Consider the following 13921-nt stretch of genomic DNA (forward strand, 5'->3'; position numbering starts at 1 on the left):
AAAAATACGAAAGTGAAAGAGCCGAAACCCTTTCACTTATTTTACTATCTAACGTCTTATGACAGACAAGAGTACGAGATAGTTCAACTCTAGTCTTTACCAACGTGAAGAATTGCTAGGAACGCTTCTTGAGGCAGCTCTACGTTACCGATCTGCTTCATACGTTTCTTACCTTCTTTCTGTTTCTTCAGAAGTTTCTTCTTACGGCTCACGTCACCACCGTAACATTTCGCGATTACGTTCTTACGTAGCTGTTTCACTGTAGAACGCGCGATGATGTGGTTACCGATAGCCGCTTGGATCGCGATGTCGAACATCTGACGAGGAATGAACTCTTTCATTTTCTCAACAAGCTGACGACCACGAGTCTGAGACTGATCTTTGTGCGTAATCAGCGCTAGCGCATCCACTTTGTCGCCGTTCAGTAGTACGTCTACACGTACCATGTTCGATGCTTCAAAGCGTTGGAAGTTGTAATCCAGAGACGCGTAGCCACGTGATGTCGATTTCAAACGGTCGAAGAAGTCCAGTACCACTTCTGCCATTGGGATGTCGTAAGTGATCGCAACTTGGTTACCGTGGTAAACCATGTCCACCTGAACACCACGCTTCTCAACACATAGTGTGATTACGTTACCTAGGTAGTCCGATGGTACTAGGATGTTACAGCGCGCGATAGGCTCACGGATCTCTTCGATGTCGTTAACCGCTGGCAGTTTTGCAGGGCTATCAACGTATAGAGTCTCACCGTTAGTTTGTTCTACTTCGTAAACTACCGTTGGTGCCGTTGTAATCAGGTCGAGGTCGTATTCACGCTCTAGACGCTCTTGGATGATTTCCATGTGCAGCATGCCTAGGAAACCACAACGGAAACCAAAGCCTAGTGCTGCTGAGTTTTCTGGCTCGTAGAATAGCGATGCATCGTTTAGGCTAAGTTTACCTAGTGCGTCACGGAAGTTTTCGTAATCATCAGAAGATACTGGGAATAGACCCGCGTATACCTGAGGTTTTACTTTCTTAAAGCCTGGAAGTGGCTTCTCGCTGCCGTTTTTCGCTAGCGTCAGCGTATCACCTACTGGTGCGCCTAGGATGTCTTTGATACCACAAACTACCCAGCCTACTTCGCCAGTACGCAGAACATCAGTGTCCACTTGCTTAGGCGTGAAGATACCTAGACGGTCCACACCCCAAGTTTGGCCTGTGCTCATTACTTTAATCTTGTCGTTTTTCTTCAGTGAGCCGTTTTTAATACGAACCAAAGAAACAACGCCAAGGTAGTTATCGAACCATGAGTCGATGATCAGCGCTTGAAGTGGCGCATCTGGATCACCTTCTGGTGCTGGAATTGCTGATACGATGTTTTCTAGAACATCATCTACACCGATACCTGTCTTTGCAGAACAGCGGGTAGCTTCCATTGCATCAATACCAACGATTTCTTCAATTTCTTCCGCTACACGCTCAGGATCAGCAGCTGGTAGGTCAATCTTGTTTAGGATTGGCACAACCTCAAGATCCATTTCGATCGCGGTGTAACAGTTAGCTAGCGTTTGAGCCTCTACACCCTGACCTGCGTCAACCACCAGTAGCGCACCTTCACAAGCGGCTAGAGAACGTGATACTTCGTACGCAAAGTCAACGTGTCCCGGAGTATCGATGAAGTTCAACTGGTACGTTTCGCCGTCTTTAGCGGTGTAGTTCAGCGTCACACTCTGAGATTTGATGGTGATACCGCGCTCACGTTCAAGATCCATTGAATCCAGAACCTGTGCGGCCATTTCACGATCGCTTAATCCACCACAAACTTGGATTAGACGGTCAGATAGGGTCGACTTACCATGGTCGATGTGGGCGATAATCGAAAAGTTACGAATGTGCTTCATAGATTTAGGGTGACTAACTCTTTACAAATAGGGACAGTAAGAAAGCCGTCAGTTGACGGCATTTCAATCAAGTTGGCAGATTCTACCCAATTTCGTTAACGGGCGCACCTTATTTAAAGTCTAGAACTTATTGAATAGGTTCACCGAGAACTCGAATAAGGGTAACTTGGCGCTTTGACTCATCTTCAAGCGGGCGTGACACACGTTTTGCGAGCCACATACCACCAGCCGCAAACAACACCGAGGATAGGATAGTAATACCCTCACCACCTGCCGTTAAAGGTGCAAGCAGGAAGTTGCCAATCACGGCACCGAGAATCAAACCAAACAGAGGAAGAAGGTAGACCGCCATAGCAGATTTGATCAGGCTTGACTCAGGAAAACCGATTTCCACGACTTGACCAACTTTGACGGATTTTGGAGTACGCAAATGCCACGACAGCGTTTTGTTACCAATCGCTTTAGTAACCACGCCTGTGCCGCAGCTTTTTTGCGATGAACAGCTGCTGCAACTGGTTTGTTGCTCACAGCTGAGATCGACATCGTATTGCTGACCGTGACGGTGAACACCCGTCACGGTAGCCAATGCAGTCATCATTGCACTTCACTCTTTGTTACATTAAAAGTGACCGATTGTGCGATACGCTGAGCCGTTGCCGGTGGAATATCACCAACGACGGAAATTTCGTGATTGCCGCTTATAAAGCTATGCAACGTGCGACGACCTTGACGAACCAGCTGGCCTTTCAACGAGTGCTCGTCTTTGTTCGCTACGTACACAGAGAAACTAAATAGTCCATCAGAGTACAGTTGGCTTTCTACCATTTGGTCGGTCACTGCCATACGGTAGCGATTCAGTTCATTTGGATGGAAACCTTCAGGCGTCCAACCTACATTCCAGTTACTCGTTCCAATATCACCTTTTGGCATTGTCAGAACCGCCGGCAACTGAACTTCTTCTAAGCCACTCATCAACTCAGCAATTTTAGGGTTTACTGAGTAAGAGATAGTACGGTACTGCTCAAGCATTTCACCATCGCGGTCAACTAGGTCAGCACGCAGTGGCAAATGGCTCTTCTCATCAATCCACAACACATATGAATAACGCAAACCATCTTTTGGCACAATGCGCAGTACTTGTGTTGGTACGCCAGCTTCACGCGCACGCCCCACTTTTACGTAGTCGTAGTACAAGTTTAGCTCGTCAATATTGGCATTCAGCATTGGCATGATGGGAGCGACCATTTTACCCGACTCAATGGTAAACGGTTCTGCGCCAGTTTCGATGTAGCTTACTTCAGTGCCGCGACGGATCACTTCACGTACGGGACCACTTAAGTACACAAGGTGTGCGTACTGGTCTTTGTCGTGAGTCGCATGACGATACAGCAAAGGTTCAATGCTGTTCTTTTTGATAAGGATATAAGAGAGCTCGTAGCTTAAATTCTTGCTCGCCTCGCTCATTTGATGCAATAAAGCCTCCGCTGGCTTATCACCAGCAAAGGCTTGCGAAGACATCAGACTGAACAGAGCGCAAGCGCTGATCAGAAATTTTTTCATTCAATATCCGGAGTCAGATGTGCATCTTGCTGAGACGCATCACTGTTAATTCTTAGCTGCAATTCGTAGTCACGAAGCATAGCATGAACGCGTTTGCGTTGCTCTTGCATATTTGCTTCACCAACTGAACGCTCTACGGATTCACGCGTCAAGCTTACTGGTTCAGCACTGCCCGCGAATGGCACAGTCTGAAGTACAGGAAGTTGGTCTGCTTGCGGCGACATTGGGTCGCTACCACCATACTGCTGTACGCCTAGTATCACAACAAGTGATACACACGCAGCAACGGCTACTTGACCAAATTGAGTCAACCATGCAGGCAACTGGCGTTTCGCTTTTTGTGGCTCTGGTTGCGACTCTTTTGGCGCGTCGTTAATTGAAATTACGTTAGCACTGCGCGAATCGATAGCACGATGCACAGGCTCGTCTTCTAACGCTAACGCTACGCTTTCAGCAATATTCCACTCAGGCTTTGCTGGCGCTTCACCTCGCATCACATCACCAATTAGGTGATAGTTCTGCCAAGCATCACGGCTCTCTTGGTCTTGCTCTAATTCTTGAATTAAAGCCTTATCGACCAATTCTCCATCCATGAGAGCTGAAAGTTTTTCTTTGTCAGCCATTATTTTCACCATAGTTATCACTTGTACTAGCGCTGCAAAAGAGGTTTGATTTTCTTTTCCACCGCCTCACGAGCACGGAAGATACGCGATCGTACCGTTCCCACCGGGCAATCCATTACTTCAGCAATTTCCTCGTAGCTTAAGCCATCAAGCTCACGCAGAGTCATTGCGGTTTTTAAATCTTCAGGTAAGGCTTCGATTGCACTGAACACTACCCGTTGCAATTCTTTGGACAACGTTAAGTTCTCAGGGTTCGAAATTTCTTTAAGTGCATTACCTGTTTCGTAAAATTCAGCTTCTTCAGCATCCACGTCTGTTGCTGGCGGTCTACGACCTTGGGCAACGATGTGATTTTTCGCAGTATTCACAGCAATGCGATACAGCCACGTGTAAAACGCACTTTCCCCACGAAAACTAGGGATAGCTCGGTAAGCTTTGATAAACGCTTCTTGTGCTACATCTGGAACATCGCCAGGATTACTTACGTATCTGGAGATAAGGTTACATACCTTGTTCTGGTACTTTGTTACCAGTAGGTTGAATGCTTGCTTATCGCCATTCTGAACTCGCTCAATCAATACTTGATCGGTCAGCTGCTCGTTCATTCGAGCGGATACTCCTATTTGTTATGCCCCTACTCTTCTCAGATATGGGTACTAATTATGCAAAACGTAGTATTGACACCACTGCTTACTTGAGCACTATTGTGACTCCGACGTGAATGAGAAAGTTCCATGGTTTCTCAAATTTTTTGTCATTGTTTTTTCACAGTGTGATGTCATTAGCCAAATCCCGCTCCTCGTCCGACTTAAGTCTCGTTTTGACAAGCGAGCATACTGATGGGGAAATGGGTATAATGGATGATCTCTGTCCCAGATTGTGCTGGGTAGAGCATAGAAAAGCAATGGCATTGACAAACTATTACTTTTCATTTGCATGGCTAATGGCTATCAGAACATCGCGTTGCAAGCAAAACTCAGGAAGCATCCTCATGCCCAAAGCATGGAAAAACAAGAGTGGCTGAAGTCACCAAAGTAACGCCGATTTCGATACGTCTCCCAACTTAGCCCTTAGCGACGGATGTCGCGTTAATGGAATGCACATGGTGTGCAAAATATACACAAGGTAGCCTTGTTACCTTAGCTTGGGATTGTAAAAGTAATATGAACACAAATCGTGAACATGAATGTGATGTGTTAGTGGTAGGGAGTGGTGCCGCGGGCTTGTCGTTAGCTTTGCGTGTCGCAAACCACTGTAAGGTGATGGTTCTAAGTAAAGGGCCACGCAGCGAAGGCGCAACGTATTACGCGCAAGGTGGTATCGCTGCCGTATTTGATGAGTCGGACACCATTGAGTCTCACGTTGAAGATACGCAAATTGCCGGGGATGGTATCTGTGATGAAGAGACCGTTAAATTCATCGCGGAAAACTCAAAAGAGTGCGTGCAATGGTTGATTGATGGCGGCGTGCCATTTGACCGTGAAGACGATGATTCTGACGATGAACCACGCTATCACCTAACTCGCGAAGGCGGACACAGCCGTCGCCGTATTTTGCATGCGGCCGATGCCACTGGCATGGCAATGCAAACTTCTCTGCAAGACAACGCACACAGCCACCCAAACATTCATGTTCTTGAACGTCATAATGCTCTGGATTTGATCACCGAAGATAAAATCGGCGGCGACAAAAACAAGATCATTGGTGCTTATATTTGGAACCGCAACGAAGAGCAGGTAGAAACTGTTCGCGCTAAATTTGTTGTACTGGCAACGGGCGGCGCTTCCAAAGTTTACCAATATACCTCTAACCCAGACGTATCATCTGGCGATGGTATTGCAATCGCATGGCGCGCAGGTTGTCGCGTTGCGAACATGGAATTCAACCAATTCCACCCGACCTGTCTGTTCCACCCAGAAGCGCGCAACTTCTTACTGACAGAAGCATTGCGTGGAGAAGGCGCGTATTTACGTCGTCCTGATGGTTCACGTTTTATGCCGGATTTCGACGAACGTAAAGAGCTTGCTCCACGTGACGTCGTGGCTCGCGCGATCGACTTCGAAATGAAGCGCTTAGGTGCTGACTGTATGTACCTCGACATCAGCCACAAGCCAGCGGATTTCATTACTAAGCATTTCCCAACCATCTACTCTCGTTTGATGGATTTGGGTATCGACATGACTAAAGAGCCGATCCCAATTGTACCAGCAGCGCACTACACGTGCGGTGGCGTCATGGTCGATCAAAACGGTCATACCGACCTGAAGAACCTCTACGCGATTGGTGAAGTGAGCTACACAGGCTTGCACGGCGCGAACCGTATGGCATCGAACTCGCTACTTGAGTGTGTGGTTTACGCATGGTCGGCAGCCAAAGACATCCTTAAACATCACAACGAAGTAGAACTAGCACCGCAGGTTCCATGTTGGGATGAAAGCCAAGTGACCAACAGTGATGAAGAAGTGATCATCCAACACAACTGGCATGAGCTGCGCCTGTTTATGTGGGATTACATGGGCATCGTTCGTACCGATAAGCGCCTTGAACGTGCACTGCGTCGTATCCAGATGCTGCAACAAGAGACGCACGAGTACTACAGCCACTTCCGCGTATCGAACAACTTGCTAGAGCTACGTAACCTGCTGCAAGTCGCTGAGCTGATGGTGCGTTGCGCGATGCAGCGTAAAGAAAGTCGTGGTCTGCACTACACCTTGGATTATCCAAACCAGCTAGAGAATAGTGGCCCAACAATTCTTACACCAAACAAATAGCTCTGGCACTAAACAGTAACCGTCAGATGCAACATCAAATGGGGGCTTCGGCTCCCATTTTCCATTGACGTAATATCAAACACAGTTGGCGATAAGCCACATCCTCACAACTGTCTCGCCAGATTGTCGCACTTTCCCCCGACGTTAATTCAAACGTCACTTTGAACGCCGTAGCCGAAACATCAACGCTAGATAATGTCGAGGTTTGCTTGTCATTACGTACCGTGCCATCACGATGTAAATACCAACCGCCACAGGCTGAAGGCACGACAAAGCCGCCTTGCATTTGGCTGCGGAGAATCAGTAATAACAGATAAGTTGATAAGACGAGTGGGATGTCAGAACAGATAAGCGCCCAAACGCAACCTAGGAGAAGAAGTTGGTTGGCAATTTGGGCGTATAGAGACGTGTTAACCTTGAGATTAACGAACCTTGCTGAGGTTGTGCGCGACAATTTTATCAACCATCGATGCATGACCTAGGTTTTCGCTGCGACCGTGTCCCATCACCCAAGTAAACAGATCTGGATCATCACATTCTAATAGTGAGACAAAATCACGCTGCTCTTGCTCATTCAGTGCATCAAAGCACTCTTCAAAAAACGGCATAATCACCACGTCAAGCTCAAGCATGCCACGACGACAAGCCCATTTAATACGCGCCTTTTCTTCCGCAGTGTACATTCAGTATTCCTTCATAGATGTCTTGTTCTTAGTGCGGAGTGTAACAAGGGATGTGCAACGTCACTAGTGTGCGGGTCACAATATGTAGCCAAGTCGCTGCAAATCCTGAACGCATTTAATAAACAAACGTTCAGCTGCGCCAAACACCTCAAAATCGCGTGGATATATTGAGTGCTGACAAATACCGATTCTGCATTTAACATAGCTGAAAAATATCTTCAAAAGGCATTGTAATCATGGAATGGCAAACTCGCTTTTCACCACTGAACCTATCGACACAAGACGCACTACCTGAGCTGTCTATCTCGCTATTGGATAACCTAGGCATGATCACCATGGTCGGGGATGACAAAAAGTCATACCTACACGGCCAAGTTACTTGTGATGTGGTTTCTCTTGAGAAAGACCAATCAATGTTGGGTGCCCATTGTGATGCGAAAGGTAAAGTGTGGAGCGTCTTCCGACTATTCCACCATAACGATGGCTACGCAATGGTTCAGCCGAAATCAGCGATTGAAGTGGAACTAAAAGAAATCAAAAAATACGCGGTGTTCTCGAAAGTGGCCATCGAAGAGTCTAGCGATGTCGTGCTGGGTGTTGCTGGTGAGAATGCCGATGCGTTCATCTCAACACTAAATGCTGATTCTGGCGACGTGCGTACAGTTGAAGGTGGCACTGCAGTCAAAGTCGCTTCAAACCGCTGGTTGCTTGCGCTTACAGCAGAAGCAGCACAATCGTTAGTGGAAGGTAGCCAAGCAACGCTGACTACTCATGAGCTTTGGACTCGTTTCGATATTGAAGCAGCATTACCATACGTGGCAGCAGACGCGCAAAACGAGCACATTCCACAAGCACTAAACGTACATGCGCTTGGCGGCATCAGCTTTACGAAAGGCTGCTACACAGGCCAAGAAACCGTAGCACGCGCGAAATACCGCGGCACCAACAAACGTGCAATGTACATTGTTAAAGGTGCAACCGCTGAAGCCTTAGGTGAAGGTGCAATCGAACTGGAACGTAGTGTCGGTGAAAACTGGCGTTCAGTAGGCGCATTGCTCACACATTACCAATTCAGCGACAACCAAGCGATGGGTCTCATTGTGTTACCAAACAACCTAGACGATGACACTCGTCTGCGCTTGGTTGCTCAGCCAGAGTGCGAATGGGAAATCGCTGCACTACCGTACAGTCTTGACGATGAGTAATACCATTCATACCCCTTTGATGCAGTTTTTGGCGGACCAGAACATCGAGTTCCGCCTTCTTCCTCATCAAAGGCCAGCAACAACCATTGAGGATGCCGCGCAACAACGCGGCATTCGCCCTTCTCAAATGGTCAAAGCGATTCTTTTGCGCGATATGGGGAACCAATATGCGCTTGCTTGTGCACCAGGTAATCGTAGCGTTGATCCAAAGAAGGTGCGCGCATTACTGCAGTGCCGTCGTATGACGTGTGTTGATCAAGCGAACGTAGAAGCGATTACCGGATACAAGATTGGTACTGTCACGCCACTACTTTTAAAACGCTACATGCCGATCGTATTTGATCCAAGTTTGCTTGAAGAAAAAGAAATCACCATTAGCAGCGGAGATCGTATGGCTGGCTTAGCGCTATCCATCGATGATCTCATCCAATTGTGCCAACCAACCATGGCTGATATCTGCCGCTAACATGTAATCGAGCGCAGGATTCTCACTCCTGCGTGATCTCACTCATATCTCGCCGATCACATTAAAGAATTTTTAATCATTTTAAAAACATAAATAGTCACACATAAAAAACTCGTATATGCTGAATTCGTTGGTTAAGTTTTCAACAACGACTTAATCAACATAAAGTGAATCAGCTGACTTGTATGACAGCGTTCATTAAGTCAGTCGTCCACTTTTGTGTAATGCATCTGTGACTATTCGCCCGCCGAAGCGGGCTTTTTTTTTGCGTGGAACTTTTTCCTTTTTACTTCCTCTAACTCAATGAAAGCAATGCATTTGAGGTTTCAACCTCATCAAAACGAACAAAATGCAATCAATTGAGTAAAAACATTTCGCAAACAATCATTTTCCTTCTATTCTTAATTCTGTAACAAAGCTGTTGCTTAATGCACCAAATAAGAACAGGAGGACTCAAGGACAGGTTCCTTCGACAATGATTTTTTGAGGTAATCCTCACGCTATTTGAGATATGACTCTGTCAATTTGTCTAAGGCAGCACAAATCTCTAAAGCAAAGGAGCTCAACTGCACTTAATACTATTGCTGTCACAATAATTTTTACGTGAGAAACGTAGAATGACTGGGCTAGGTAAGAGATAAGGAAGAGTAAATATGAGACTGTTTAAGCGCTATACACCAGGTATGATTGCTAAACACATAAGTCGTCTTTTTAAGGGAAGAATTTATATTTACGGAGTCGGTAAGTTCGAGTTTGATAACGGAAAATTGATACTGCCAGAGAAAGCTGAGAAGCGTCACTTTCAGGCAGTAAAAGAGATTAACCAAGAGATTATGAAGCTCAGATGCGCATACACTTAGCTTAAAACATCGATGTAATAAGAAAGGCTGGATTAACCAGCCTTTTTTGTGTCTTTTATTCGCCAAGCGAGAGAGGCGTTTATTGACGCGCCAGTTCCGGCAAGTTGCCTTTCAAACCTAATGCACGTTTCATGATTTCGTCTTTTGCCCCCGGCAACTGTCCTGCTAGGCTCAAACCAATACCACGGACCAGCTTCTTGGCAGGATTCTCACCAGAGAACAGATCACGGAAGCCTTGCATTGCTGCGATCATCTTCGCCGCTTCAGCTTTACGCCAACGCTCGTAACCACGTAGGTTACGTTTGGTGCCAATGTCCTGCCCTTGTTTCCACAGCGCCAATACTTCTTGCGCTAAGCTCGCAGCATCTAGTAAGCCAAGGTTCACCCCCTGCCCCGCCAGCGGATGAATGGTATGTGCAGCATCGCCAACTAACGCCACGCGTTCGACTACAAAGTCTCGTGCATAACGCATCTTAAGTGGGAATGCAGCACGTTCGCCAACCACTTCACACAAACCTAAGCGCACATCAAATTCGCTAGTCAGTGCTTTATTGAACTCTTGCTCGTTCACCGCCAGCAATTGCTCTGCGCGATTTGGTTCGGTAGACCAAACAATCGAACACATGTGTGGATCAGACATTGGCAGGAAAGCCAATGGACCTTGCGGTGTAAAGATCTGACGAGCAACGCTATTGTGTGGGTCTGCGGTTTTCACGTTCGCAACAAGGGCACTATGACCGTAATCCCAATGCGTTAATGGGATATCCATTTGGTTACGCAGCCAAGAATTTGCACCATCCGCGCCAACAACCAACTTCGCTGTCATAGCTTGACCATTGTCGAGCGTTAGCCAGCTTTCTTGCTCACCCACAGCAAGAGTTGCACAACGAGCGGGCATAAACAGCGTCACATTATCGAGCTTTTGTACTTGCTCTAACAACGCTAATTGAATCACACGGTTTTCAACGATATGACCGAGATCAGGCTGAGCCATGCTCTGTGCATCAAATGCGATATTAGCGAAGCTGTCTTGCTCCCATACTTCCATCGCATAGTATGGTGAGGCACGACGCTGCTCGACACCTTGCCACGCACCAAGGTTGCGAAGGATGGTTTCACTTGAACGACTTAACGCCGATACGCGAACATCTGGTAGTTCGTTGAGTGTGTCGTTTGGTACTGCACCTTCAATAACGGCCACTCGCAGGTCACTGTCCTTAAAAGCGGCCGCTAATGCTAAACCGACCATTCCACCGCCGATGATGGCGATATCTACACTTTGCATCATTGCTATTTGTTACCTAATTCGTTGCCGTTTATCGTTTCACTAAACCAAGTGTATGGCGTAGCAGCGGCTGCTTAAAAGTAGAAAGGTTATCCATCGTTGCAAGGGCAAGATTACGCCCAATTCGCATCGCCGGTAAATCATTTGAAAAAATATGCACGAGAGAGCTGGTTAGCCAAATCGTTTCGCTGCGATCGTCTTCACGGCGCTGGCTAAATCGCATTAAGCCTTGGTAACGACCCACGTCTTCAGCTTGCTTAACAACCTCTTCCGCTAAAGATGCCACATCACGAATACCAAGATTGAAGCCTTGCCCTGCAATCGGGTGAAGCGTCTGTGCGGCATTGCCGACAATAGCAAAACGGTGCGAAATGTTTTGCTTACGATGACGCAGAAGAAGCGGATAGCTCGCGCGTTGTCCAACTTTCTCCATCGCACCTAGTCGCCAGCCAAAATCGTTCTGCAAGCGCTCAAGAAACTCTGCATCGGACAAGTTCACCACGGTTTGCGCTTCTTCAGGACGAAGGCACCATACTAACGACATACGGTTGTCACTCATCGGCAGCAGTGCGACTGGACCATTTTCAGTAAAACGTTCAAAAGCACGACCTTGATGAGGCTCTTGCGTCACAATGTTCGCAATCACTGCCACTTGGTCGAAATCATGTTCAGACAACTCTAGGCCGATTTGCTGACAACATTGCGATACTGCCCCATCGGCAGCCACCAGCAATTTAGCTTCAAGCTTTTCACCGCTGCTCAGTTCAATGTGTACTTTGTCTTGCTCACGCTCGATGTTCGCAACCGAATCAGGGCAAAACAGAGTGATCGCCTCACTCTTATCCAAAAGCTCTTGGTAAACACGGCCAACATCGGCGAGTTCCACTACGTAGCCAAGCGCTTCAACGCCAACCTCATGCTTGGTAATTTCGGTCATGCCCGCATGAGAGCGGTCAGAAACATGAATATGTTCAATTGGGGTAGCACAAGGCTCGATGGCAGACCACAACTGTAAGTGACGCAGGATGTTGACCGTGCCGTAGGACAGAGCAATCGAGCGAGAGTCAAACCCGGGATGTTGATCCGATTGGGCTTTAAAAGGCTCGACAACCGCAATTTGCAGTGCGCCTTTGGATAAACGGTCGATTGCCAACGCCAGTGTGGCCCCTGCCATGGCACCACCAGCAATTACAACATCATATTGCCTCATGCTAACCTCTAGAAGCTATTGGATAATGGGGAACGAGTGATTAATGAATCGTTGGTTTGTTTTCGTTGCTTTCAGGACGAGCACCAAACTCTGCATGAATAGTTAATACGCAGGCTTTTACGTGTTCGATTACTTGCTCTAGCAATAGTGCTTGCTCGCCTAGGTCATCATCTTCATCAATGCCCAGCTTGGCGATTTCTTCTAGATCAGTTAACGCTTCTTTCGCATCGTCTGAGGCTTTATCAATTGCAATCCCCGCTAACCCCATACCAGAGATAAAGTGGTTCACAAAGTCAGACACGCCATCAGCTAGAGCAAACAAACCTTCTTCACCCGCTTCATCAGGAAGCAGCAGCGACAATTCCATAGAAGTGCCAGTTAGCTCGTTTACCGTTACTTGGAACACACTTTGTGCCAACCCTAATGCACTTGATGGCCAGCCCATGCCTTCGTTGGTGTAATCAAACAGAATCGGTTGCCAGGTTTGGTCGTTAATCGCCAATCCACCACTTAGCATGCCAACAAGTAGACCGTGCAACTCTGCTGGTGTCACAGCAAGGCTTGCGGATTTCAGTTCGGCAGCAATAGATTGGTATTCAGGAAGGGTGATTTCACTCATAATCTTGGCTCATTCTTGCGTAATAATGTATCGACATATCCTACCATCAAGCCTAGTCGGCTGAAACGGCTATCAAATTCAATTTTGGACACCATTTGAGCAATTTGCCCAATTCCTGTGTGATCACTTCACCATTTTTCTTTCTGTGATGGGAAATGCTTGAATCTTAATAGCGCTTTTCCTATAGTTTCCTCCTCGGTAGTTGTATAACGCAACGCCTTAGATAGCGCGAATATAGAGTTTATTCATCATGAGCAATCAAGCGATCGACGTTGAAATCCTTGGCAAAATGACACGAGTCAATTGTCCAGCAGGGCAAGAAGAGTCACTAATTACAGCGGCTAAAGATCTTGATCGTCGATTGAAAGAGATGAGCGAGCGTACTAAGGTAACCAATGAAATTCAGCTACTGACTTTTGCTGCTTTGAACATTTGTTATGAATTGCACACCAAGTCATACGAATCTAACGGTCAGCAACAAGAAATGACTGAGCGAATGGAAAAGCTCACCGCGTCTTTAGAAAGCGCGCTTAGTAAAGTTACGCAAGGACAGCAGTAGATACCAAATTTACCCTGGGGTGTGCGTCAGTTGGATTTAAGTCCCTGAGCCGATAAGCAATACCTAAGGGTTAGTACTTGATAGCTATTGAGCAAGCTTGGCATGCACCGAGAAGCCTACGGTTATCATTGCTGATCCGCCTTGAACCAGCTGGTTCAAGGGCCACAATCCTCAACGGCACCCTGGGGTATCCTCTC

The 13921-nt window shown here is 47.0% G+C and carries 15 protein-coding genes and 1 other RNA gene; 6 read left to right on the forward strand and 10 right to left on the reverse strand.

All coding sequences use genetic code 11. From position 1 onward, the window contains the following. Window positions 1–89: 89 nt before the first annotated feature. From lepA to rpoE, 5 genes are all read right to left on the reverse strand, one after another. Window positions 90–1883 carry a translation elongation factor 4 gene (gene lepA, locus KHO06_RS14075; RefSeq protein ID WP_038891116.1) on the reverse strand — a complete coding sequence of 598 codons (1794 nt, stop codon included), beginning with the start codon at window positions 1881–1883 and terminating at the stop codon, window positions 90–92. A gap of 127 nt (window positions 1884–2010) precedes the next feature. Next, window positions 2011–2481: a SoxR reducing system RseC family protein gene (locus tag KHO06_RS14080; RefSeq protein WP_045384556.1), complete on the reverse strand. Its 471-nt coding sequence runs from the start codon at window positions 2479–2481 to the stop codon at window positions 2011–2013. Continuing rightward, window positions 2478–3443: a sigma-E factor regulatory protein RseB gene (gene rseB, locus KHO06_RS14085; protein WP_005531641.1), complete on the reverse strand. Its 966-nt coding sequence runs from the start codon at window positions 3441–3443 to the stop codon at window positions 2478–2480. The genes KHO06_RS14080 and rseB overlap by 4 nt, the downstream gene beginning before the upstream one ends. Beyond that, window positions 3440–4066 (reverse strand): sigma-E factor negative regulatory protein, encoded by a 627-nt coding sequence (locus KHO06_RS14090; protein ID WP_005449785.1) that lies wholly within the window; start codon window positions 4064–4066, stop codon window positions 3440–3442. The genes rseB and KHO06_RS14090 overlap by 4 nt, the downstream gene beginning before the upstream one ends. A 26-nt stretch (window positions 4067–4092) precedes the next feature. Further along, the gene (gene rpoE / locus KHO06_RS14095; protein WP_005449784.1) at window positions 4093–4671 is read right to left on the reverse strand and encodes an RNA polymerase sigma factor RpoE; all 579 of its coding nucleotides are present in this window, start codon (window positions 4669–4671) and stop codon (window positions 4093–4095) included. Window positions 4672–5229: 558 nt separating this feature from the next. Here rpoE and nadB point away from each other — a divergent pair. Further along, window positions 5230–6837, forward strand: a complete 1608-nt coding sequence (nadB, locus tag KHO06_RS14100; protein WP_041853458.1) for an L-aspartate oxidase — start codon at window positions 5230–5232, stop codon at window positions 6835–6837. A gap of 34 nt (window positions 6838–6871) precedes the next feature. On the opposite strand, the gene KHO06_RS26560 is transcribed toward nadB, so the two are convergent. Both KHO06_RS26560 and KHO06_RS14110 read right to left on the reverse strand, forming a co-directional pair. Next, a complete protein-coding gene (locus KHO06_RS26560) occupies window positions 6872–7312 on the reverse strand; it encodes a protein YgfX (protein ID WP_309145832.1) in 441 nt (146 codons plus the stop codon). Further along, entirely contained in the window at window positions 7260–7520 is a 261-nt protein-coding gene (locus KHO06_RS14110) for a succinate dehydrogenase assembly factor 2 (protein ID WP_005429937.1), read from the reverse strand. Before KHO06_RS14110 ends, KHO06_RS26560 begins: the two co-directional genes overlap by 53 nt. 236 nt (window positions 7521–7756) lie before the next feature. Between KHO06_RS14110 and ygfZ the strand changes: the two genes are divergently transcribed. The 3 genes from ygfZ (at window position 7757) to KHO06_RS14125 (ending at window position 10051) form a co-directional block, all read left to right on the forward strand. Beyond that, window positions 7757–8725, forward strand: coding sequence for a tRNA-modifying protein YgfZ (gene ygfZ / locus KHO06_RS14115; RefSeq protein ID WP_212581771.1), 969 nt, complete (start codon window positions 7757–7759; stop codon window positions 8723–8725). Further along, the gene (locus tag KHO06_RS14120; protein ID WP_212581772.1) at window positions 8718–9191 is read left to right on the forward strand and encodes a YbaK/EbsC family protein; all 474 of its coding nucleotides are present in this window, start codon (window positions 8718–8720) and stop codon (window positions 9189–9191) included. Before ygfZ ends, KHO06_RS14120 begins: the two co-directional genes overlap by 8 nt. A gap of 653 nt (window positions 9192–9844) precedes the next feature. Next, window positions 9845–10051: a DUF1107 domain-containing protein gene (locus KHO06_RS14125; protein WP_212581773.1), complete on the forward strand. Its 207-nt coding sequence runs from the start codon at window positions 9845–9847 to the stop codon at window positions 10049–10051. Between the two features lie 79 nt (window positions 10052–10130). On the opposite strand, the gene KHO06_RS14130 is transcribed toward KHO06_RS14125, so the two are convergent. From KHO06_RS14130 to KHO06_RS14140, 3 genes are read right to left on the reverse strand one after another with little or no spacing between them, the layout of a single operon-like run. Then, entirely contained in the window at window positions 10131–11339 is a 1209-nt protein-coding gene (locus tag KHO06_RS14130) for an FAD-dependent 2-octaprenylphenol hydroxylase (RefSeq protein WP_212581774.1), read from the reverse strand. Window positions 11340–11367: 28 nt separating this feature from the next. Further along, window positions 11368–12546, reverse strand: coding sequence for a 2-octaprenyl-6-methoxyphenyl hydroxylase (gene ubiH, locus KHO06_RS14135; RefSeq protein ID WP_038891910.1), 1179 nt, complete (start codon window positions 12544–12546; stop codon window positions 11368–11370). A gap of 40 nt (window positions 12547–12586) precedes the next feature. After that, window positions 12587–13165 carry a YecA family protein gene (locus tag KHO06_RS14140; protein WP_010650321.1) on the reverse strand — a complete coding sequence of 193 codons (579 nt, stop codon included), beginning with the start codon at window positions 13163–13165 and terminating at the stop codon, window positions 12587–12589. A gap of 250 nt (window positions 13166–13415) precedes the next feature. Between KHO06_RS14140 and KHO06_RS14145 the strand changes: the two genes are divergently transcribed. Together KHO06_RS14145 and ssrS are read left to right on the forward strand one after the other, a co-directional pair. Continuing rightward, window positions 13416–13724, forward strand: coding sequence for a cell division protein ZapA (locus KHO06_RS14145; RefSeq protein WP_005531622.1), 309 nt, complete (start codon window positions 13416–13418; stop codon window positions 13722–13724). An 8-nt stretch (window positions 13725–13732) separates the two neighbouring features. Further along, a non-coding RNA gene (gene ssrS / locus KHO06_RS14150) (6S RNA) lies at window positions 13733–13917 on the forward strand. Window positions 13918–13921 lie beyond the last annotated feature (4 nt).

It is taken from the genome of Vibrio sp. B1FIG11 (genome assembly GCF_905175335.1).
GTDB classification, from domain to species: Bacteria; Pseudomonadota; Gammaproteobacteria; order Enterobacterales; family Vibrionaceae; genus Vibrio; species Vibrio campbellii.